The sequence below is a fragment of the Rhizobium sp. BK098 genome, assembly GCF_014193155.1.
In the GTDB taxonomy this organism is placed as follows: Bacteria; Pseudomonadota; Alphaproteobacteria; order Rhizobiales; family Rhizobiaceae; genus Rhizobium.
The window spans coordinates 165,719-186,583 of the sequence record NZ_JACHYY010000006.1 but is presented as its reverse complement, the minus strand read 5'-3'; the positions used below and the strand labels follow the sequence as shown (position 1 = coordinate 186,583).

Genomic DNA, 20,865 nt, shown 5'->3' with positions numbered 1-20,865 from the left:
GGCAAAGCGATGGCAAAGGGTCGGCGATGAGCCGAAAATCTTTGCCGCGATTCCAGCAATCGCACAGGCATGCTCACCCGGCAAGCATGAGGGAAGCGCGATATGGCAACCGCGCTTCCAAAATCTTGCAGATCAGTCGCGCAGCAGCTCGTTGATACCGGTCTTCGAACGGGTCTTTTCGTCGACGCGCTTGACGATGACCGCGCAATAGAGGCTGGGAGCCGGCTGGCCGTTCGCCATGGTGTTACCGCTCGGCAGCGCGCCGGCGACGACGACCGAGTAAGGCGGAACTTCGCCATAGGTGATCTCGCCGGTGGCGCGGTCGACGATCTTGGTCGACTTGCCGATGAAGACGCCCATGCCGAGTACGGAACCTTCGCGGACGATGCAGCCTTCGACGACTTCGGAACGGGCGCCGATGAAGCAATTGTCTTCGATGATGGTCGGGCCGGCCTGCATCGGCTCCAGCACGCCGCCGATGCCGACGCCGCCGGAAAGATGCACATGCTTGCCGATCTGGGCGCACGAGCCGACTGTCGCCCAGGTGTCGACCATGGTGCCTTCGCCGACATAGGCGCCGAGATTGACGAAGGACGGCATCAGGATGGCGTTGGGGGCGATATAGGCGGAATGACGCACGACGGCGTTCGGCACGGCGCGGAAGCCGGCTTCGCGGAAGCGGTTTTCACCCCAGCCTTCGAACTTCGAAGGAACCTTGTCCCACCAGGTGGCGCCGCCGGAGCCGCCTTCGACGATCTTCATGTCGTTGAGACGGAAGGAGAGCAGAACCGCTTTCTTGAGCCACTGGTTGACGGTCCAGTTGCCGTCGGCACCACGTTCGGCCACGCGAACCTTGCCGCTATCGAGGAGATTGAGCGCCGTCTCGACGGCGTCGCGGACTTCGCCGCGCGTCGACGTGTTCACATTGTCGCGATTGTCGAAGGCAGCCTCGATGGACTTTTCGAGGGAAGCGAGGTCGTTAGCGCTCATGGGAATTCCTTACAACGTCAGGGCCTATCGTGATTTCCGGATAAGGGTCCGGAAGCGGTCGATTGGTCCTATAGCATGGATGCCGAAAATGGAATGTCTTTTCCGCGCCGATTGAGCTTGGATTCAAGGCGTTGTAGGGGCATATGCAAGAGCTTGGCTATTTCCGTTCTCGGACGGAAAACGGGCCGTCATGATCGATTTGAAAGGCATGAATAGATGAGCAAGGGGAAGAACGGCAGGCTGAGGCGCAAGGACGGGGTCTGGGACCCGTTGAAGACGAGCTCGGCGGACAAGCAGCGAGCCGAGTCGGTGCCGCGCACGCCGCAGTCGATGTCGCCGTCCTACCGTCTTGCCTATGCCGATGAGGATTTCCTTTGCCGCGAGGAGCTGCGGCCGATCCGCCTGCAGCTGGAGTTGCTGAAGACCGAAATGTCTTTGGCCGAGCGTGGCATAAAATCAACCGTGGTCATGTTCGGCGGCGCGCGCATTCCCGCCCCCGGCGCCAATGCCTGGGCTGCCCGCAACGATGTGCAGCGCGCCAACCTGGAAGCCGCATCGGTCTACTACGAAGAGGCACGCAAGTTCGCCCGCCTTTGCTCGCGTTATTCCGCCGGCTTCGACTTCCATGAATATGTCGTCGTCACCGGCGGTGGTCCCGGCGTGATGGAAGCGGGCAATCGCGGCGCGGCCGAAGAAGGGGCTCCCTCGATCGGCCTCAACATCGTCCTGCCGCATGAGCAGGCGCCGAATGCCTATGTGACGCCGGAGCTCAGCTTCAACTTCCATTATTTCGCGATCCGCAAGATGCACTTCATGGTGCGCGCCAAGGCGGTCGCGGTGTTCCCAGGCGGCTTCGGCACGCTCGACGAGCTGTTCGAATGCCTAACGCTCATTCAGACCGGCCGCATGGAGCGCCTGCCGCTTATTCTCTTCGGCGAAAAATTCTGGCGCAACATCATCAATTTCGAGGCGCTGGCCGAGTTCGGCACTATTGCGCCCGACGATGTGAACCTCATCAGCTTCGTCGATACCGCCGACGAAGCCTGGAAGATCGTTGCCGATTTCTACGAACACGACAACGGTCACTGAAAACCGAAAGCCCGCCATCGCTTGGGCGAGGGCGGGCTTTCGTTCATGGGTTTATTGCCGGCGGAGCGATCGGCTTAGAGCAGCGGTCGGCCCGGCATGTCGTCAAGGTTGACGACGCCATCGTGGTTGCGGTCCAGCCGGTCGAAGAGCTTGTTCATGGCGTCTTCGGCTTCCTTCTTGCTGATCTGTCCGCTTTGATCGGTATCGGCAAAGCGGAAGATCATCGCTTCATGCATGAAGCGGCCATGCGGTCTGTGATGGCGATGGCCTTCGCCGCTCTTGTCGTTGTCATTGTCGTTTTGAGCCTGGTCGGCCGGCGCCTGGTTGTCTGGGGCCTGATTACCCTTCACCTGATTGCTTTGTGCCTGGTCGCCGCCTTGCGCCTGGCCATTTTGGGCCTGATCGCCATCGGCCTTGGCGTGTTCGGCCCGCCACTGCTTCATCTGCTCCTGGCGGTAGGCGCGATATTCGCCGGGGGTGATTTCGCCGTCGTGGTTGACGTCGATCTGGTCGAAGATCTTGTCGACGCCTGCCTTGACCTCATCCTTGGTGAGCTTCGTGTCACCGGGATTGCCGAATTCCTTCAGCATGCGCACGTAAAGGACTTCAGGCGAAATATGCGGTCTGTGCCAGCGGCCGTGATGATATCTGCCCCCACGGTCACCATCATGCGAAGCGGCGAGCGCCACCTGGGCGGCACCGCCGAGAAGCAGGGTTGCGGAAAGTCCGGCCAGAAGAAGTTTTTTCCCGTTCATCGCTTTTCCTTTCGTGTCGAGGAATGGGTAAACGATACGGTTGGCGGTCAAAAACGGCCAATTAAACCTCTGTAAGGCGCATGAAACTTTCGTAACCCCGTTCTAATGAATGGTTAAACCAGCGCCTTCAGGAAAGCGGTGAGGTCGTCGGTCACGTAATCGATGTGATCGTCTTCGCCAGTCGTTCGTTCCCACCATTCGACGATCGTCGTCTCGAGATTTTGCGGTACGAGAAGCACGGTCTTCATGCCGAGCGCCTTGGGCACGGTGAGGTTGCGCGGTAGGTCTTCGAACATGACCGCCTTCTTCGTATCGACGCGATGGAGGCTCATGAACTTGTCATAGGTGCTGCCGGCAGGCTTCGGCACGTAGTCGGCAGCGACGATATCGAAAATGTCGTCGAAGCCGTCGAGGATGCCGAGTGCGCCGGCCGTCGCCTGGGCGTGTTTGACGCTGCCATTGGTGAAGATGAACTTGCGTCCCGGCAACGCCTTGATGGCGGCGGCCAGCTCCGGCTGCGGCGTCAGCGCCGAATAGTCGATCGCATGCGCCTTTTCCAGGAAATCGTTGGGATCGATGCCATGATGGATCATCAACCCTTGCAAGGTCGTCCCGTGCTCGAGGTAATATTGCTTCTGCAGCTTGCGAGCGTCTTCACGCTCCATCTGCAGCAGGGTCGATACGTAAGCCGTCATGTTCTTGTCGATCTGTGCGAAGAGATCGACATGATGCGGATAAAGCGTGTTGTCGAGATCGAACACCCAATCGCGGATGCCGGCAAAATCTGAAGGTTCGGATAGCGTTTTTGTCTGGTTCATGCCCGTCTTATGGCACGCACGGTCGGCACGGGGGAAGGAAAATATTCATGCTGCTGCATCCCCGGCCATGGGGGGAGATTGCCGTGCGATCCAATGCCGGCTATGATTTTACTATTGATTTCCGGGGTTTTACGCTATTTGCCATGGGAGGGAGAGCTGACGCTCTTTATGGTCGCGGAGGGGAAATCGCCCGACTGGGCTTTTCGGAGGGGATGCGATGGGTCAAGTGGAAAAGGCGCAGGAATTTGCGCGGCTGCACAAGAAGGGCGAGCCGCTGATCCTTTTCAATATTTGGGATGCCGGCTCTGCCAAGGCCGTCACAGAGGCTGGCGCGAAGGCGCTGGCGACGGGTAGCTGGTCGGTTGCCGCCGCCAACGGCTTCGGCGATGGCCAGGCCATTCCGCTATCATTGCTGGCGGTCACCGCCAGGCTGATTTCGGTGACGAGCCCATTGCCGCTGTCGGTCGATTTCGAGGGCGGTTACGCCGTCGAACCCGAGGAGGTCGCCGCCAATGTCGAAAAGATCATGGATCACGGCGCCATCGGTATCAATTTCGAAGATCAGGTGATCGGCGGTCAAGGCGTTCATCCTATCGAGGTACAGGCGGCACGCATCCGCGCCATCCGCGAAATGGCCAATCGCCGGGAAATGCCCTTGTTCATCAACGCCCGCACCGATCTTTTCCTGCAGGAAAGCGATACGGCACATCATCAGCTCCTGCTGGACGACGCCTTTCAGCGCGCCGACGCTTTTGCCGAGGCCGGTGCCAGTGGTTTCTTCGCGCCGGGCCTGGTCGAACCCGATCTGATCGGCGCTCTTTGCGAGCGCTCGCCCTTGCCGGTCAACATCATGGTGCGCCCGGCGACGCCTGATAACGAGACGATGGCAAAACTCGGCGTCAGCCGCATCAGCTATGGGCCGGCTCCCTATCGTTCAGTCATGGGAATGCTGAAAAGCGAGGCCGAAGCGATCTACCGGCCGTCCTGACACTGCTGTCGGCACTTCGCAATCACATTTGCGGAGCGCCTGAATTTTCTCGATGAGTGCGCCCTATCACGGAACGATAAGCGTTCCCGCACCGTGCTCGGTGAAGATTTCGAGCAGCACGGAATGGGCCGTCTTGCCGTTGAGGATGACGACGCCCTGAACACCGGCCTTGATGGCGTCGATGCAGGTCTCCACCTTCGGGATCATACCGCCGGAAATTGTGCCGTCGGCGATCAGGGCATGGGCCTGGGCGACGGACAATTCCTTGATGAGCTGGCCCTGCTTGTCGAGCACGCCGGGAACATCCGTCAGGAACAGCAGGCGGGTCGCGCTCAGCGCTCCGGCGATCGCGCCGGCAAAGGTATCGGCATTGATGTTGTAGGTCGCGCCGTCGCGGCCGGGGGCAACAGGGGCAATGACCGGGATCATCTCGGACTTGGCAAGCAGGTCGAGCAGCGTACGGTCGACTTCGACCACTTCGCCGACGAAGCCGAGATCGAGCACGCGCTCGATGTTGGAGTCCGGGTCTTTGATAGTCTTGCGCGCCTTTTCGGCAAAAACCATGTTGCCGTCCTTGCCGCAAAGGCCGATCGCCCATTCGCCGGTCTGGTTGATCAGCGCGACGATTTCCTTGTTGATCGAGCCGGCGAGTACCATTTCGACGATCTCGACCGTCTTCTGGTCGGTGACGCGCAACCCGCCTTCGAACTTCGATTCAATACCCATCTTCGTCAGCATGGCGCCGATCTGCGGGCCGCCGCCATGGACGACGATCGGGTTGACGCCGGACTGCTTCAGGAGCGCGATATCGGCCGCAAAGGCCTTGCCAAGCTCGACATTGCCCATGGCATGGCCACCGTATTTCACGACGATGGTCTTGTTTTCGTAACGCTGCATATAGGGCAGCGCCTGTGCGAGCAGGTTGGCTTGGAGTTCGCTTTGGGCTTCGGACATGGTGCACCCTTCGAAATTGTTCGCGGGCCTTTTATCTCAAGTTTTTGACAGAGGGAATAATGATCTCGGCAATAAAACATGTCGCGCGAAAGTGCGCAGCGGTTTTGCGGCGATGACATACATAAAATCAATTACCTGAACGCGAATGCCTATCTGAAAGATCGCGCTGTGCTTTCGTTGACGCTATGTCACATCAGCGTCGCCGAAATTGATGGTGCAGACGCATTTGCCGAAGTGATGTTTTCTTCTAAAGATGGTGCAGGCGTTGTACCCCGGGGATTTGGATGGCGAATGAGGAGACGGAAGCGCTGATCGGCCGCGTCGCCATGCGCGATCAGAAAGCCTTTGCCGCGCTCTACAAGCGTACCAGCCCGAAACTTCTCGGTGTTTGCCTGCGTATCGTCGGCAACAAGACAGATGCGGAAGAGGTTTTGCAGGAGGTCTATATCAAGGTCTGGCAGCGAGCCGAACAATTTGCTGTTGCGGAAGGGCCCGCGATGCCCTGGCTGACGGCAATAGCGCGCAATCGAGCCATCGATTTCGTGCGTGCCCGCAAGCCGGTAGCCGATGAAATAGATAGCGCCTACGATCTCGCCGACCTGGAACCCGGCCCCGAAGAGCAAGCAATCGTGAAGGGGGAGGGAAGGCGGATTGACAGGTGCATGGAAGAGTTGGAAGCTGATCGCGCGCGGGCTGTCCGCAGCGCCTATGTCGAGGGCTTGAGCTATCAGGAGCTCGCCGACCAACACGCTGTACCATTGAACACGATGCGCACCTGGCTGCGTCGAAGCCTGATCAGACTGAGAGAGTGCATGGACCGATGAGTACGCCCGATCAAAGCAAGGGAGGCCGCTCCCGCGACGAAGTCCTGGCCGGAGAATATGTGCTTGGCGTGCTCTCCCTGGAGGACCGGCAGAAGGTCGAGCGCCGGATGCGCAGCGATCGCCAGTTTGCTGCCATCGTCAGCCGCTGGGAACAGAACCTCTCGGAATTCAATGAGGAATATGAAACGGTGACGCCCTCTTCTTCGGTCTATCCGAAGATCGAGAAGCGGATTTTCGGTGACGTGGCATTCGGTGCCCAGCTCTGGAACTCCCTTTTGGTCTGGCGCTCGATGGCCTTCGGTTCGCTATTCTTGGCGGCCGGCGTTCTCGTCTTTGCCATAACCAATGAAGGTGCCCTGCGCGGAACATCGGGCAAGCAATTGACGGCATCGCTTTCCGGTCAGAATAGCCCGATCACGCTCCTCGCCAATTATGACGTTGCCAATGGGCGTTTGAAGGTGACGCCGGTGGCTGCAGGCAAACCGGAAGAAAAGTCGCTGGAGCTCTGGCTGATTCGTGGCAGCGATCCGGCCGAAGCGCTTGGCGTTCTGCCGCAGGGCGGCGATGGTGAAATCGTCCTCCCGCCGGAGCTTCACAGTAAATTGACGGAGGGCGCAATCATCGCCGTCAGCGTCGAGCCCTTTGGCGGTTCGCCGACGGGCAAGCCGACGGGCGATGTGGTCGCTTCCGGCACGATCCATTTGCCCTGACGAATTTCTGCTCGCAAAAAGCGATCCAAGCTGAAACTGTTTGAAAGCCCGCTCCGTATCTTCTTCCGACCCCGCCCGATCGGGGCAATAGAGAGGAAGAGGAGACGTTATGATCAAGACCGTATTTCGCATTGCTGCCGCAGCCGCAATGTTATCCGCTGCGAGCAGCCTTGCCTATGCCAAGGACCCGATGGTCGGTGGTGCTGCGATGTATGCCAGCAAAAACATCATCCAGAATGCCGTGAACTCCAAGGACCACACGACCCTGGTCGCTGCCGTGAAGGCGGCCGGTCTCGTTGATACGCTTGAAGGCAAAGGCCCGTTCACCGTCTTCGCACCGACGAATGAAGCGTTCAAGCAGCTGCCGGCCGGCACCGTCGAGACGTTGCTGAAGCCGGAGAACAAGGAGAAGCTGGTCAAAATCCTGACCTGCCATGTCGTGACTGGTGATGACATGGCGGCGGCCATCCAGAAATGGGCAATGAGCAAGGGCGGCGAATACGATCTGAAGACTGTCGGCGGCTGCACGATCAGGGCTATGGCCAAGGGCGGCAAGCTGACGCTCGCCGATGAAGCGGGCGGCACCGCTCACATCACAATCGCCGACGTCAAGCAGTCGAATGGCGTAATCCATGTCGTCGACAAGGTGTTGTTGCCGAAGATGTGATCCTCATCGGCAACAGGCCGTCGTCTCCTGATACGAGGTCAGGGGCGGCGGCCTCATTGTATCGATGCGGTCTTCAAACCTGGATGCCGACTGTCAGGCCAATGGCTTCGCGCAATTCCTGAAGGCCAACGCCCTTTTCCGAAGACGTCGCAAGAATTCCGGGATAGGCGGCCGGGCGCTTGCGGATTTTTTCGGCGGTATCAGCGAGCAGCTTCGGTATGCCCGCCTCCTTGATCTTGTCGGTCTTGGTCAGCACGATCTGATAGGAAACGGCGGCCTTGTCGAGAAGGTCCAGAACCTCCGCATCGTTCTTCTTGATACCGTGGCGGCTGTCGATCAACACATAGACGCGCTTCAGCGTCGTGCGCCCGCGCAGATAGTCGAAGACCAGCTTCGTCCAGGCATCGACCTGATCCTTCGGTGCTTCGGCATAGCCGTAGCCGGGCATGTCAACCAGAGCCATCGGCGGCAGATCGCCAGCCTCGCCGGAAAAGCCGTCGGGAACGAAATAGTTGAGCTCCTGTGTGCGTCCTGGCGTATTCGACGTGCGCGCCAGTCCCTTATGCCCGACCAGAGCATTGATCAGCGAAGACTTGCCGACGTTGGAGCGGCCGGCAAAGGCGATTTCCGGCGGCCCTTCCGGCGGCAGAAATTTCATCGACGGCACGCCGCGAATGAAAATCCACGGACGCCCGAAAAGCGGCTTGTCGTCTTTTGTCGTCTGGTCTGCCATTCTCTCGATCTTTGCTTGGTTCCGTGGATTGGCTTCAAGCTTTTGTCCGCGAAAGTCAAGTTTGGATCGGCATTTGGCTTCGTGCTGCCGAGCTTCGGTGTCGGCCAAGGAGCCGGTAATGACTAGCCACAGCACTTGGCAGCATTCGCTGATCCACAGCAGATTGCCGCTTGGGTCTGTTCTGCCAGCCACCGGTCACGTGGTTTGCAGCTGGCTGCGCGGGCAATGAGCTCGATATAGATGGCATCGTCGCCGATAACAGGAGTTGATGCGCCGTAGAGCTGCATCGGCTGCACCCCGTCGCTCACCTCAAAGGTCAGCCTCGCGGAGCCGTCGAGCTGCACGTGCTCGGAAACTTTGCGGATGATAGCGGCGAATTTACCCGCCGGCATATGCGTGCGGTTGCCTTCATCGATATCCCAAAGCTGCACGAAAATCTCAGCCTATGCTTCCGGGTTGGCCCCGCAGTCCAATGCTGAAAACTGCCCGGCCTTAACTTCTGTGACGTGATAGCCCGGCCTCACCGGCCGACCGTCATAGCGGAATACAAGGGGCAGATCGCCGGCAACGGCCAGAGTCTCAAGCAAAAGGCCGAGGTTGATATCCGAAGACCGGGTCTTGTCGATCGCATTCATTTGATGTACTCCATATTTCAATAGTTCAAGGATTATTGAAATATGGATGAAGGTCAAGCCCTCGCTTCGTTCGGCGCACTCTCTCAAGAGACCCGCCTGCAGATCGTCCGCATGCTCGTCGTTGCCGGTCCTGATGGGATGGCTGCGGGCATGATTGCAGAGAAGCTCGAAGTATCGCCCTCGAATGTTTCGTTCCATCTGAAAGAACTGGATCGAGCCGGCCTCATCGGCCAGCAGCGGGAATCCCGCTCCATCGTCTACACCGCCAATTACGATGTGCTCGGAGGCCTTGTCCGCTTCTTGATGGAAGACTGCTGCGCGGGGCATCCGGAGGTCTGCGCGCCGGCGGCGCAAGTCGCCGCCTGCTGTGCGCCGGCTGTGAGAAACGTTCCATGAATATGCTGAGCCGGGGACCGAAACCATGACATCTTTTCCGCTTTCGCGCCGCCTTGTCTCGGAGGCTCTAGGCACGGGCCTTCTGGTCGCGACAGTCGTCGGTTCGGGTATCATGGCGGACAGGCTGACGAGCGATGCGGCGCTTGCGCTGCTCGCCAATACGCTGCCCACGGGCGCGATCCTCGCCGTGTTGATCATCGTCCTCGGTCCGATATCCGGCGCTCACTTCAACCCGGTGGTATCGCTCGTCTTTGCGATACGCCGCGAGCTGACCGCGATGTCGGCTTTGGGCTATGTCGTCGCGCAGATCCTTGGCGGAATTGCGGGGACGATCCTCGCGCATGCCATGTTCGAACTGCCGTTGCTACAGGCCTCGACAACCATCCGCAGTGGTGGCGCGCAATGGCTGGCCGAGGTGACGGCCACCTTCGGCCTCGTCTTCGTCATCCTCTCCGGCCTGCGGTTTCGCGCCGACGCCGTATCATGGCTGGTCGGCCTCTACATCACGGCTGCATACTGGTTTACCGCTTCTACCTCTTTCGCCAATCCGGCTGTCGCAATCGCCCGCTCGCTGACGAACACCTTCGCCGGCATCCGTCCTGTCGATCTGCCGGGTTTTATCGTCGCGGAAATCCTCGGCGCATTGCTGGCACTGACGCTTGCGAACTGGCTGCTGATAGATGCCCACAATCCTCAAACTCTCGCTGAAACGGAAACCGTCCCATGACCATGGATGTTACGATCTATCACAATCCCGACTGCGGCACCTCGCGCAACACGCTGGCATTGATCCGCAATGCCGGCATCGAGCCGACCGTCATCGAATATCTGAGCAATCCGCCGAGCCGCGATGATCTCATCAAGATGATTGCCGATGCGGGTTTGACCATCAGGCAGGCGATTCGCGAAAAGGGCACGCCGTATGCCGAGCTCGGCCTCGACAATCCAGACCTGACCGATGCCCAGTTGCTAGATGCTATGCTGAAGGATCCGATCCTGATCAACCGGCCGTTCGTCGTCACGCCCATGGGCACGCGTTTGGCTCGTCCTTCGGAAGTCGTCCTGGATATCCTGCCCGATACGCATAAAGGCCCGTTCACCAAGGAAGATGGCGAGCAGGTTCTCGACGCCGACGGCAAGCGCCTTGTCTGAACGCGTGCCGCTTCATGCCGTGTTTGCGCTCGGCGTTACACAAATCATCGGTTACGGCACCCTCTATTACAGTTTCAGCATACTTGCGCCCGATATGGCCATGCAGTTCGCATGGTCGAGCGAATGGGTCTTTGGCGCACTGTCGGTCGCGCTTCTGGCAGGCGGCCTTACCGCGCCGTGGCTGGGTGTGCTGTTCGACAGGATCGGTGCCGCACGGGTGATGACGATCGGCTCCTTCGTGGCGGCCGCAGCTCTGGCCGCTTGTGCCCTAGCGCCTAACAAGGCGGTCTACGTCGTCGCACTCATTGCGATCGAGGTTTCCGCCAATCTGGTCCAGTATGGCGCGGCCTTTGCGCTGCTTGTGCAAGTCCGACCACAGGTCGCTTCCCGCAGCATCACCTATCTGACGCTGATTGCCGGGTTCGCCTCGACAATCTTCTGGCCGACAACCACGGCACTCCATGCGCATCTCGCCTGGCAGAACGTCTATCTGGTTTTCGCCGCCCTCAACCTCTGTATCTGCCTGCCAATCCACGCATGGTTGTCGCGTCAGGGATCCACGCAGGGCGCGAAGGCGTCGACTGTCGCCGCGCGCGTCGAGGGGGTGTTGCCACCTGCCCGCCGCCGCCTTGGCTTTGCGGTCATGGTTATGGGTTTTTCGCTGATGTCGCTCGTCAGTTCGGCCATTCTGGTGCATCTGGTGCCACTGTTGTCTGGTCTCGGTCTCGGCGCGACCGCCGCTCTTGTAGGGACATTCTTCGGCCCGTCGCAGGTCGGCAGCCGCCTCATCAACATGGTGTTCGGCAAGAACCTGCCCGCACTCCATCTGGCCGTGATCGCCTCGATGCTGATCCCGGGCGGAGTGCTGGTGCTTCTGCTTTCTGCCCCCTCCGTACCCGGCGCCATGGCCTTCGCGATGATCTTCGGCATGGGCAACGGCCTCCTCAGCATCGTCACCGGCACGCTGCCTCTGCATCTTTTCGGCAGCGATGGCTACGGAAAGCTACAGGGGAAGATGATGGCGGCACGGCTGATCCTTTCAGCTCTCGCCCCGTTCGTCCTGGCCTTCGCGATGCAGAATATCGGTATCACGCCGTCACTCGCCATCGCGGCCGCTCTGGGTGGGCTTTCAATCGCTGCTCTATCTTCCATCGCAGCATTGCGATGACCGTTATTGGCGGCACATCGGTGCCGGAGTTCGCCGATGGCACCTGTCGCCACAAAAGAAAAAGCCCCACCGAAGCAGGGCTTTTGTCGTCATTTCGATGGCGCCGGTTTTCGTTTGAAGAGGCCCTTCAGATTGTCGAAGAGCTCCACCTTCACGCCATGGCGCTTCATGATGATCGACTGCTGGATGACCGAGAGGGTATTGTTCCAGGCCCAGTAGATCACGAGACCGGCCGGGAAGCTCGCCAGCATGAACATGAATACCAGCGGCATCCAGTTGAAGATCATCGCCTGGGTCGGGTCCGGCGGCGTCGGGTTCATGCGCATCTGGAAGAACATGGTGACACCCATGATCAGCGGCCAAACGCCGAGATGCAGGAAGGTCGGAGCCGCAAACGGCAGCAGGCCGAAGAGGTTGACGATCGAGGTCGGATCCGGGGCCGAAAGGTCCTGGATCCAGCCGAAGAACGGCGCATGGCGCATCTCGATGGTGATGTAGATCACCTTATAGAGCGAGAAGAAGATCGGGATCTGCAGAAGCACTGGCCAGCAGCCCGCGATCGGATTGATTTTCTCTTCCTTGTAGAGCTGCATGGTCGCCTGCTGCAGGGCCATGCGGTCGTCGCCGAACTTTGCCTTCAGCTCCTCCATCTTCGGCTGCACGCGCTTCATATTCGCCATGGAGGCATATTGCCGGCTGGCGAGCGGGAAGAAGAGCGCCTTGACGACGATGGTGGTGCAGAGGATGGCGACGCCGAAATTGCCGAAGTAGCGGAAGAAGAAATCCATCAGCTTGAACATCGGCTTGGTGATGAAATAGAACCAGCCCCAGTCGATCAGGCGGTCGAAGCGCGGGATCGAGTAGCTGGTCTCATAGCGGTCGATGACCGGGACTTCCTTGGCGCCGGCGAAGACCAGGTTCTTCAGATCCTGCGACTGGCCGGGAGCGATGGTGACCGCATCCTGCTTGTAATCGGCCTGATAGCGCGGAGTGCCATCGGAAAAATGCGAGAAGCGGGCGTCATAGGCCGTCGACTGCGGCGGCACGATGGTCGCAGCCCAGTACTTATCCGTCATGCCGAGCCAGCCGCCGGTCGCCTTCGCGGGCGTCGTGGCTTCCTTTTCGGTCGAGGCGTATTTGGTTTCGATCAAACCGTCATCGCCGATGACGCCGATAAAACCTTCATGCAGGACGTAGGCGGAAGGCGTCTCGGGCTTGTTGTAGCGCGTGACGCGGCCGTAGCTCGACAGAGAAACTGGAGCCTGGCTGGCGTTGGCGATCTTGTCTGTGATCGTGAACATATAGCGATCGTCGACGGAGATCGTGCGGCTGAAGGTGATGCCCTTGTCATTGGTGTAGGAGAGCGTCACCGGCGTCTTGTCGGTCAGCTTGTCGCCGCTGGTAAGCTTCCACATGGTCGAGGGGCCGGGGACTGCGCCCGTCGCGTCGCTGCCGACATAGCCGAGTTCTGTGAAATAGCCGTCCTTGGTGTCGGCCGGGCTGAAGAGCGTGATGATCGGGCTGCTCTTGCTGACGGTCTCGTGGTAGGCCTTGAGCTGGAGGTCGTCGAAGCGCGCACCTTCCAGATTGATGGAGCCGGCAAGCGCGGGTGTGTCGATGGTGACGCGCGACGAAGCGGTCTTGGCGACGGACTGCTCGAGGGTGAGAACCGTCGGCGCCGTTTGACCACCTGCGGGCAGCGAACCGTTCACGGCGGCACCCGTTGCGGGCGACTGCGTCGTCTGGGCTTGCTGCGCCTGCTGGTGCTGCTTGGCGGCCTGCTCGGCCTGACGCTGCGCCTCGAGGCGTGGGTTCATATAGAAAAACTGCCAGCCGAGAACAATCAGCACAGACAGTGCAATTGCAATGAAGTAATTGCGGTTGTTTTCCATCATACTTTCCTGGAGCGGTCCTTTTCCGACCGCCGGTGTTTCGGCCTGGTTTCGATGCGGCTTACGAGTTCGCTCGCCAGTTTTTCGAAAGGCGCGGTCAGCACCTCGCGTCGCGCGACAACCACATAGTCGTGTCCGGGCTGCATTGCAAATCCGGCGTGAAGCCGCACGGCTTCTTTCAGCCTGCGCCGCATGCGGTTGCGCTCCACCGCGTTGCCATGTTTTTTGGTAACGGTAAAGCCGACGCGGGGTTCGGCGTCGGCGGTCTTGCGGTCCAGCATTTCGATGAGGAAGAAGCTGCCTCTGCGCTTCTCGCCTTCGCGGACTGCAAGAAACTGCGGCCGGCTTTTCAGCCGCCCGACAGTCTTTTTTGGTCGTTCATTCGTCAATTTGCCCGCCATCCTGGATTATCGGGCACTTCGGCCCTTAGGCCGAAAGACGCTTGCGGCCGCGGTTACGGCGAGCGGAAAGAACCGCACGGCCGCCCTTGGTGGCCATGCGCGCACGGAAGCCGTGGCGACGCTTGCGGACAAGCTTGGATGGTTGGTAGGTACGCTTCATTTATTTAAACACCGCGGAGTGCGGCCCTTCTTGAGTTTTGCTTTACAGCAAGGAGCGTTGTTGATTATGGCGAACGGACTTGGCCCGCAAATGCAGGCTCCATGACCGGACGTGCGCGGGCTTATACGGATCAAGCCTCCGGAAGTCAATTATATGGGTGCAGATTCCTTTAAGACAGGCAATTTTAAGACAGGCAATTTCGCGCGATCGGCGGCGGCTGATTGCCGTCTGGCTGCTGCTCCCGAGGAGTACGCGCAACCTTGAATATAAATTGCATAACTTCTAAAATATACGGATAGTATAGTGAAGAATGTCGGGCGCTTGGATTAAAGATAACTCAATATAACATTAATGATTTTAGCCGATATCTAGCTTTGTGCGGTAAAACCCATCGATTTATGGGGGATGGGATCTGCGCCGGAGGGGTATTGTGAAAATTCGCGGCAAAATCAATCTGCTTGTATCTGTCATGGCCGGGGCGGCGCTTATGATCGGCGTCACTGCGCTCTATGCGTTGCATCAATATGACCAGAAATTACAGAGCTACGAGCAGACGGCGAGCCGCGCTTACATGGGCGAGCGCCTGAATCGTTACGTGACCGCGGTCGTGATGGAAGCGCGGGGCATTTATGCCGCCGCTGCTGCAAAGGATTCCAAACCCTTTGCCGATGGGCTGATGGTCGATCTCGACGAGATCGACAAGGTGCTTGCAAGCTGGGCGCCCCTGGTGCCGGAGATGCAGCAGCCGGAATTCACCAAGCTGCAGGCCCGTGCCCAGGAGTTTCGCGCCTTTCGCACGGAAACGGCCAGGCTCGGCGTGACCGATGGCCCGGATGCCGCCGGCAAGCAGGGCAACAATGAAGCGAACCGCGCCAATCGCAAGGCTTTTCAGGCTGAGATCGATGCGATCGTCCAGACCGACAAGGCCGAGCTTGCAAAGGCAGAGACTGAGATCGCAGCCTTTCATAGCAGCGTCCTGTGGGTCGTCCTCGGAATCATGACTGCCGGTATTGCGGCGGGCGTCGGCCTTGGCGCCTATATCGGAACAGTCCATCTGAGCCGTCCGATCCGCAAGGTGACCGATGCGATAAAGAATGTCGCCAACGGCCATTTCGATATCGAGGTGCCATTTGCCGGCCGGAAGGACGAAATCGGCGAGATGGCGGCGGCCGTCGACGTCTTCAAGGAAAACGGCAAGGCCGTGCGCCGCATGAATGCCGAGGAGGCGGCGTTGCGCGCAAAAAGCGACGAGCTTCAGTCGAGCATGTCTCTCGCAGTCTCTGCCGCCGCGGCCGGCGATTTCAGCCACCGCATCGAGAAGGACTATGGCGACGTCAACCTCAATCGTTTCGCCGGCAATGTGAACGAGTTGCTTGTGAGCGTCGACACGGGTATCGGCGAGGTCCGCCGCGTCATCGCGAGCCTGGCTGACGGGGATCTGACCCAGGCAATGAAGGGCAATTTCCAGGGCGCCTTCGCCGAACTGCAGCAGAACGTCAACGCGACATTCGAGACGCTGAAGAGCACCATGAGCGAAGTGCGTGAGACCACAGGCTCGATTAATTCCAATACCAACGAGCTCCGTCACGCCAGCGACGACCTTTCCAAGCGCACGGAACAGCAGGCGGCTGCTCTGGAAGAGACCTCGGCAGCGCTCGACGAGATCACCTCCGTCGTTCAGAATTCGACGGAACGGGCGCGCGAGGCGAGCGTCATGGTGAGCGAAGCCAAGGACGACGCGGCTCGCTCCGGCACGGTGGTTCGTAACGCGATCGACGCCATGGGACGCATCGAGCAGGCATCGCGCGAGATCAGCCAGATCATCGGTGTGATCGACGACATCGCCTTCCAGACCAATCTACTGGCGCTCAATGCCGGCGTAGAGGCCGCACGCGCCGGCGATGCGGGCAAGGGCTTTGCCGTCGTTGCCCAGGAAGTGCGTGAGCTCGCTCAGCGCTCCGCCACCGCGGCGAAGGATATCAAGGCGCTGATCGGCAAGTCCGGCGGCGAGGTGCAGGTTGGCGTCAAGCTCGTGCAGGCAACCGGTGAGGCGCTGTCCTCCATCGAAGCCCGCGTGCTGAAGATCAACGATCACATTCACTCGATAGCGACAGCGGCACGCGAACAGGCAACGGGCCTGTCGGAGGTGAACAAGGCCGTCAATCAGATGGATGAGGTCACTCAGCGCAATGCCGCCATGGTCGAGGAGACTTCGGCCGCGACCCATCGGCTGGCGGCCGAAGCGGATGGCCTTGTCCAGCTCGTCTCGCGCTTCAAGGTGGACGCAGCCAATGTTTCCGCTCCCGTTACAGCACGCGCCGAGACGCATCGCCCGGCCGCATCGCCGGCCCGACGCATGATCGACAGGGTCGCGACCGCCTTTGGCGGCGGGGCGCTTGCTCCGGCCGCAGCGGCGCCAGGCTGGGAAGAGTTCTGATCCGTCAGATATGAGGCCGGCTGCAGCGCCCGAGCGTCGCTGCCGGCTTTCGCCTTCTGTCAAAATCCCGAGCCGATTGGAAAAAGCTCCACAATCGCCTATTATCTAGTTTCGATCAGGTCGCATCAGATCGCTTTTTAAGCGAAGCGGGACAAGTGAAATGGACAGTGGGCAGGACAAGGATGCCGTAAAGGACGGCAAGGTCGAGAAAGGCCGCCTGTCCCAGCTTTGTCGTCCCACAGGTATTTTCGGCGGCCTTTCCGGCAAGCTCCTCATCCTCACTGTCGTTTTCATTTCGATGGCGGAAGTGCTGATTTTCGTCCCTTCGGTCGCCAATATGCGGCTGCGGTGGCTGCAGGATCGGCTGAACACCGCCGCTGCCGCTGCCATCGTCATCGACGGTCTGCAGCCGGCTGAACTGCCGCGTGCTCTGCAAAAGGAGACGCTGATGGCGACGGGCACGCGGGCCATCGTTCTGCGCAAGGACGGCACGTCGCGCCTGCTGGCTACAGCCGAGATGCCGGCCGCCGTCGATGAGAAGTATGATCTCAGCGACGTGTCCCAGCTCACCGCCATCAAGGATGCGCTCGATACGCTGCTCTTCGGTGGCAATCGCATCATCCGCGTGTTCGGTCCGGTTGGCGGCGATGCCAATACGGGCATCGAGGTGGTGCTGAAGGATACCCGGCTGCGCAATGCGATGCTTGCCTATTCGACCAGCGTCTTCTTCGTCTCCATTCTCATCTCGCTGTTCACCGCAACGCTGATCTTCTTTGCGATCAACCGCATGATGATCCGCCCCATCCGCCGCCTGACGGACAGCATGCAGGCCTATTCGGACGATCCGGAGGATCCAGGCCGCATCCTAGTTCCCGAGAGAGGAGGCGACGAGCTTGCCGTGGCCGGCCGCCATCTCGCCTCCATGCAGTCGCAACTGCAGAAGACCCTGAAGCAGCAGAAGAACCTGGCAGCGCTGGGCCTCGCCGTGTCGAAGATCAATCACGACATGCGCAATATCCTCTCGGCCGCGCAGCTGATGTCGGATCGTCTGGTCGATGTCGACGACCCGATGGTCAAGCGCTTTGCTCCGAAGCTGTTGCGCACCATCGATCGCGCCGTCGGCTACACGACCGAGGTTCTCTCCTTTGGCCAGACCTCCGAATCGGCCCCACGCCGGCGCAAGATTCACATATTCGAACTTATTGAAGAGGTGCGTGATATCCTGGCGATCGATCCGGACAGCGGCATCGAGTTCATCGTGCAGCTCAGCCCGGATCTGGAGGTCGATGCCGACAGCGAGCAGCTTTTCCGCGTCATTCATAATCTCTGCCGAAATGCCTATCAGGCGCTGATCGCTTTCGGCGAAGCGGAACCCGATAGCGTGAGGCGAATCACGGTTTCGGCGCATCGGATCGGCAGCGTCGTCAGCATCACCGTCGACGATACCGGGCCGGGCATGCCGCAAAAGGCGAGGGAGAACCTGTTTACGGCCTTTCGCGGTTCGGCGCGCTCGGGTGGCACCGGCCTTGGCCTCGCGATCGCCCGTGAACTCGTCCTTGCCCATGGCGGCACGATTGCGCTCGTCGAAAAACCGGCGGCCGGCACGCAGTTCCGCATCGAAATTCCCGACCGCCCGGTATCCCTCGATGATTACCGCAGCAGAAGCCTGCAAGAAAACTGATTGTTTTCAGTTGTTTGACGTCGCTATGCACGAAAATTGCGATCTTTTTCAGAAATCCACTTGCATTCCCTCAAGGGACGCTTTAGAGAACCGCCCACGCCAACGGTTTCTTCCGTTTCGGCCACGCACCCGTAGCTCAGCTGGATAGAGCACCAGACTACGAATCTGGGGGTCAGGAGTTCGAATCTCTTCGGGTGCGCCATTTCTTCATAAAGATTTGAGTTTTATATCTATCAGGTGTGGACGTACTGCGTCTTCGAGATATTCGATGTCCGGCGCATGCGCATTCTGACTGTTCTTCACGCCGATTCAGTTTCATTGCGTGGCCCCCGGCTTGTGATCCGTCGCCAGCGGCAATTCCGGCAAGAACAACAGCACGATCAGCGCCGATGCTACGATCGCCGTGCCCGTCGCGAAGGTCATGGCGATAGCGTGACGATAGAGCGCTATCGCCGCGTCATGCGCCTCGGGAGAGGCGGTGGCGAGCTGCTTCATACCGGCTTCGGTCAGTGAGGAACCATGCATCGCGTGGAGGACGCCGCCGGCATTCTGTACGCGATAGGCGAGAAGGGCCCCCGAGCCGGTGACGCCGATGAGGCCGCCGAGCGAGCGGAAGAAGGCGAGCGTCGCCGTCCCCACGCCACGATGGACCGGGGAGAGGGCATTCTGTACCGCGATGGTCATTGTGGGCATGACGAGGCCAAGGCCGAGGCCGAGCGCAAAGACCGTCGGCTCGATGATCCACAAGCCCTGGCCGGTGGCGGCAGCCCAGGCGAGCACGGCAAAGGCGACGGTTGCGAGGCTCAGGCCGCAGAGCTGCGCCGGCTTGTAGCGCCCGAAGCGATGCAGCAGCACACGCCCGTTGACCATGGAGGAGATGACGACGCCGATCATCAGTGGGCCGGTGAGCAGGCCGGAATGCGAGGCGCTGACCCCCATGACCATCTGGAAGAACAGCGGAAAGAAGAGGCTTGCTCCCAGCATGCCCATGAAGGTGAGGGCGAGCACGATGCAGGCGACGACGAAGAGCCGGTTGCGGAAGAGATCGGGCGGCAGCACCGGCTCAGGCTCACGCCGGATATGCAGGATGAAAAAGACGAAGAGAACGAGTGCAAGCGCAGAAAGCCCGAAAATCTCGGGCGAGTTCCAGGCCCATTCATTGCCGCCGAGCGCGAGCACCAGCAGGAAGCTCGTCGTACAGCTCGTCAGCAGCGCCGCGCCGAGATAGTCGATGCGGCGGCTGCGCGCCTGATGCGGGCGCTTGAGTGCACGGCCGATCATGACGAGCGCAACGGCGCCGATCGGCAGGTTGACGTAGAAGATCCAGTGCCATGACAGGAGATCGGTGATGACCCCGCCGGCGATCGGGCCGATGACGCTGCAGACGGCGAAGACGGCCGCGATCGAGCCTTGATTGCGCCCGCGTCTCGCCGGCGGCACGATGTCGCCGATGATGATCTGCGCCAGCGGCAGCAATCCGCCTGCGCCGATCCCCTGGATCGCTCGGAAGATGATGAGCTGCATCAGCGTCTGCGCCATGCCGCTCAGCACCGAGCCGAGAAGAAAGATGAGGATTGCCGCATAGATCATCGGCTTGCGGCCATATTGGTCGCTGAGCTTGCCGTAGAGCGGCATGGTGCTGGTCGAGGCGAGCACATAGGCGCTGACCACCCAGGAGAGATGCGTCAGGCCCCCGAGATCGCTGACGATGCGTGGCAGCGCCGTCGCAACGATGCTCTGGTCAATGGCGCCGAGGCCGAGAACGATCATCAACCCGAGGATGACGGCGCGGATCTCGCGGCGATCGGGCGGGACGTCTGCTGCCGAAGCCAATGGCGTGGCACTATCCGGAAGAGTCGCATTCATTGCCCGATCTCCATGAGCGGTTCGATGGCGGCGCGAATGGCGTCGCGCTGCTGCGGCGACAGTTTGGCGAGTTCTGAGGCGAGCCAGTCGGTTCTCCGTCGTTTCAGGCTGCGGATGATTTCCTCACCTTTCTCGGTCGCCACCAGGCCATTGCGGCGACGGTCGCTCGGGTCCGGTTCCGAGCGGGCAATGAGGCCATCCCGCTCCATCGCCTTCACATGGCCTGAAATCGTCGGTCCTCTCAGTCTCTCCAGCCGAGCTAGTTCGGCAACGCCGATGCCTGGCTGTTGGATGATGGCGACGAGTAGCGGGGCATGCAGCGGCGACAAGTCGGCCTCGTCGCTCTCGCGCCGCAATTGTCGATAGAGTCGATGGAGTGCAGGGCGCAAAGCCTCGGCCAGCGCGTAGGCGTCCTCGCGGCCCTGACGGCGGTCGGCTTTACCCATTACGTCTCTCACTGATAGATAGATAGGCTTCCTATCTATATGCCTATCGCGTGGCATGTACTTGCGCAAGCAATAATATTGTGAAAGATTTTCAATCATTGCG

Annotated in this window: 22 protein-coding genes, 1 tRNA gene and 1 pseudogene; 13 read left to right on the top strand and 11 right to left on the bottom strand. The window is 60.0% G+C overall.

Features of this window, described 5'->3' with window-relative positions; translation table 11 throughout:
* Positions 1 to 132: 132 nt before the first annotated feature.
* On the bottom strand, positions 133 to 990 hold the full coding sequence (gene dapD, locus FHT73_RS17350; RefSeq protein ID WP_112336652.1) for a 2,3,4,5-tetrahydropyridine-2,6-dicarboxylate N-succinyltransferase: 858 nt from the start codon (positions 988 to 990) through the stop codon (positions 133 to 135).
* Between the two features lie 216 nt (positions 991 to 1,206).
* On the opposite strand from dapD, the gene FHT73_RS17345 reads away from it, so the two are divergent.
* The gene (locus tag FHT73_RS17345; RefSeq protein ID WP_183713288.1) at positions 1,207 to 2,079 is read left to right on the top strand and encodes an LOG family protein; all 873 of its coding nucleotides are present in this window, start codon (positions 1,207 to 1,209) and stop codon (positions 2,077 to 2,079) included.
* Positions 2,080 to 2,153: 74 nt separating this feature from the next.
* Here FHT73_RS17345 and FHT73_RS17340 read toward each other — a convergent pair whose 3' ends face one another.
* Both FHT73_RS17340 and FHT73_RS17335 read right to left on the bottom strand, forming a co-directional pair.
* Positions 2,154 to 2,834: an EF-hand domain-containing protein gene (locus FHT73_RS17340; RefSeq protein WP_183713285.1), complete on the bottom strand. Its 681-nt coding sequence runs from the start codon at positions 2,832 to 2,834 to the stop codon at positions 2,154 to 2,156.
* 113 nt (positions 2,835 to 2,947) lie between these two features.
* Positions 2,948 to 3,652, bottom strand: a complete 705-nt coding sequence (locus FHT73_RS17335; protein ID WP_132715706.1) for a pyrimidine 5'-nucleotidase — start codon at positions 3,650 to 3,652, stop codon at positions 2,948 to 2,950.
* A 217-nt stretch (positions 3,653 to 3,869) separates the two neighbouring features.
* Between FHT73_RS17335 and FHT73_RS17330 the strand changes: the two genes are divergently transcribed.
* Positions 3,870 to 4,640, top strand: coding sequence for an isocitrate lyase/phosphoenolpyruvate mutase family protein (locus tag FHT73_RS17330; RefSeq protein ID WP_112609428.1), 771 nt, complete (start codon positions 3,870 to 3,872; stop codon positions 4,638 to 4,640).
* A gap of 66 nt (positions 4,641 to 4,706) precedes the next feature.
* Here the strand turns inward: FHT73_RS17330 and argB are convergent, their stop codons facing one another.
* Positions 4,707 to 5,594: an acetylglutamate kinase gene (gene argB, locus FHT73_RS17325; RefSeq protein ID WP_095433831.1), complete on the bottom strand. Its 888-nt coding sequence runs from the start codon at positions 5,592 to 5,594 to the stop codon at positions 4,707 to 4,709.
* A 78-nt stretch (positions 5,595 to 5,672) separates the two neighbouring features.
* Here argB and FHT73_RS17320 point away from each other — a divergent pair, with 78 nt between their 5' ends.
* The 4 genes from FHT73_RS17320 to FHT73_RS17305 all read left to right on the top strand — a co-directional run bounded on the left by FHT73_RS17320 (position 5,673) and on the right by FHT73_RS17305 (position 7,795).
* Positions 5,673 to 5,906, top strand: a complete 234-nt coding sequence (locus tag FHT73_RS17320; RefSeq protein ID WP_183713282.1) for a hypothetical protein — start codon at positions 5,673 to 5,675, stop codon at positions 5,904 to 5,906.
* The gene (locus FHT73_RS17315; protein ID WP_183713279.1) at positions 5,879 to 6,418 is read left to right on the top strand and encodes a sigma-70 family RNA polymerase sigma factor; all 540 of its coding nucleotides are present in this window, start codon (positions 5,879 to 5,881) and stop codon (positions 6,416 to 6,418) included. Before FHT73_RS17320 ends, FHT73_RS17315 begins: the two co-directional genes overlap by 28 nt.
* Positions 6,415 to 7,128 carry an anti-sigma factor gene (locus tag FHT73_RS17310; RefSeq protein WP_112336646.1) on the top strand — a complete coding sequence of 238 codons (714 nt, stop codon included), beginning with the start codon at positions 6,415 to 6,417 and terminating at the stop codon, positions 7,126 to 7,128. Before FHT73_RS17315 ends, FHT73_RS17310 begins: the two co-directional genes overlap by 4 nt.
* Before the next feature lie 109 nt (positions 7,129 to 7,237).
* Positions 7,238 to 7,795 (top strand): fasciclin domain-containing protein, encoded by a 558-nt coding sequence (locus tag FHT73_RS17305; RefSeq protein ID WP_183713277.1) that lies wholly within the window; start codon positions 7,238 to 7,240, stop codon positions 7,793 to 7,795.
* Between the two features lie 73 nt (positions 7,796 to 7,868).
* Here FHT73_RS17305 and yihA read toward each other — a convergent pair whose 3' ends face one another.
* Positions 7,869 to 8,528, bottom strand: a complete 660-nt coding sequence (yihA, locus tag FHT73_RS17300) for a ribosome biogenesis GTP-binding protein YihA/YsxC (RefSeq protein WP_183713274.1) — start codon at positions 8,526 to 8,528, stop codon at positions 7,869 to 7,871.
* A 122-nt stretch (positions 8,529 to 8,650) separates the two neighbouring features.
* Positions 8,651 to 9,163 (bottom strand): annotated as a pseudogene (locus tag FHT73_RS17295) (DUF6428 family protein).
* A 42-nt stretch (positions 9,164 to 9,205) separates the two neighbouring features.
* Between FHT73_RS17295 and FHT73_RS17290 the strand changes: the two are divergent.
* Genes FHT73_RS17290 through arsK form a run of 4 tightly spaced genes read left to right on the top strand, consistent with a single transcriptional unit; the run spans position 9,206 to position 11,879 of the window.
* Positions 9,206 to 9,559, top strand: a complete 354-nt coding sequence (locus FHT73_RS17290; protein WP_112336642.1) for a metalloregulator ArsR/SmtB family transcription factor — start codon at positions 9,206 to 9,208, stop codon at positions 9,557 to 9,559.
* A 25-nt stretch (positions 9,560 to 9,584) separates the two neighbouring features.
* The gene (locus FHT73_RS17285; RefSeq protein ID WP_112609433.1) at positions 9,585 to 10,286 is read left to right on the top strand and encodes an MIP/aquaporin family protein; all 702 of its coding nucleotides are present in this window, start codon (positions 9,585 to 9,587) and stop codon (positions 10,284 to 10,286) included.
* On the top strand, positions 10,283 to 10,711 hold the full coding sequence (gene arsC, locus FHT73_RS17280) for an arsenate reductase (glutaredoxin) (protein ID WP_183713272.1): 429 nt from the start codon (positions 10,283 to 10,285) through the stop codon (positions 10,709 to 10,711). Before FHT73_RS17285 ends, arsC begins: the two co-directional genes overlap by 4 nt.
* Positions 10,668 to 11,879, top strand: a complete 1,212-nt coding sequence (gene arsK, locus FHT73_RS17275; RefSeq protein WP_183713269.1) for an arsenite efflux MFS transporter ArsK — start codon at positions 10,668 to 10,670, stop codon at positions 11,877 to 11,879. Before arsC ends, arsK begins: the two co-directional genes overlap by 44 nt.
* 89 nt (positions 11,880 to 11,968) lie before the next feature.
* On the opposite strand, the gene yidC is transcribed toward arsK, so the two are convergent.
* The 3 genes from yidC to rpmH are packed head-to-tail and all read right to left on the bottom strand — an operon-like array spanning position 11,969 to position 14,332.
* A complete protein-coding gene (yidC, locus tag FHT73_RS17270; protein ID WP_183713266.1) occupies positions 11,969 to 13,771 on the bottom strand; it encodes a membrane protein insertase YidC in 1,803 nt (600 codons plus the stop codon).
* Positions 13,771 to 14,172 (bottom strand): ribonuclease P protein component, encoded by a 402-nt coding sequence (gene rnpA, locus FHT73_RS17265; protein WP_015338668.1) that lies wholly within the window; start codon positions 14,170 to 14,172, stop codon positions 13,771 to 13,773. The genes yidC and rnpA overlap by 1 nt, the downstream gene beginning before the upstream one ends.
* Before the next feature lie 25 nt (positions 14,173 to 14,197).
* Entirely contained in the window at positions 14,198 to 14,332 is a 135-nt protein-coding gene (gene rpmH / locus FHT73_RS17260; RefSeq protein ID WP_041677194.1) for a 50S ribosomal protein L34, read from the bottom strand.
* A gap of 430 nt (positions 14,333 to 14,762) precedes the next feature.
* Here rpmH and FHT73_RS17255 point away from each other — a divergent pair, with 430 nt between their 5' ends.
* The 3 genes from FHT73_RS17255 (at position 14,763) to FHT73_RS17245 (ending at position 18,652) form a co-directional block, all read left to right on the top strand.
* Positions 14,763 to 16,769 (top strand): methyl-accepting chemotaxis protein, encoded by a 2,007-nt coding sequence (locus FHT73_RS17255; protein WP_183713263.1) that lies wholly within the window; start codon positions 14,763 to 14,765, stop codon positions 16,767 to 16,769.
* Between the two features lie 160 nt (positions 16,770 to 16,929).
* On the top strand, positions 16,930 to 18,450 hold the full coding sequence (locus tag FHT73_RS17250; protein ID WP_183713260.1) for a HAMP domain-containing sensor histidine kinase: 1,521 nt from the start codon (positions 16,930 to 16,932) through the stop codon (positions 18,448 to 18,450).
* Between the two features lie 125 nt (positions 18,451 to 18,575).
* Positions 18,576 to 18,652: transfer RNA gene (locus FHT73_RS17245), tRNA-Arg, on the top strand.
* Positions 18,653 to 18,765: 113 nt separating this feature from the next.
* Here the strand turns inward: FHT73_RS17245 and FHT73_RS17240 are convergent.
* Together FHT73_RS17240 and FHT73_RS17235 are read right to left on the bottom strand one after the other, a co-directional pair.
* On the bottom strand, positions 18,766 to 20,316 hold the full coding sequence (locus FHT73_RS17240; protein WP_183713257.1) for an MDR family MFS transporter: 1,551 nt from the start codon (positions 20,314 to 20,316) through the stop codon (positions 18,766 to 18,768).
* Complete coding sequence (locus FHT73_RS17235) at positions 20,313 to 20,762, bottom strand: MarR family transcriptional regulator (protein WP_183713254.1); 450 nt, start codon at positions 20,760 to 20,762, stop codon at positions 20,313 to 20,315. Before FHT73_RS17235 ends, FHT73_RS17240 begins: the two co-directional genes overlap by 4 nt.
* Positions 20,763 to 20,865: the final 103 nt, after the last annotated feature.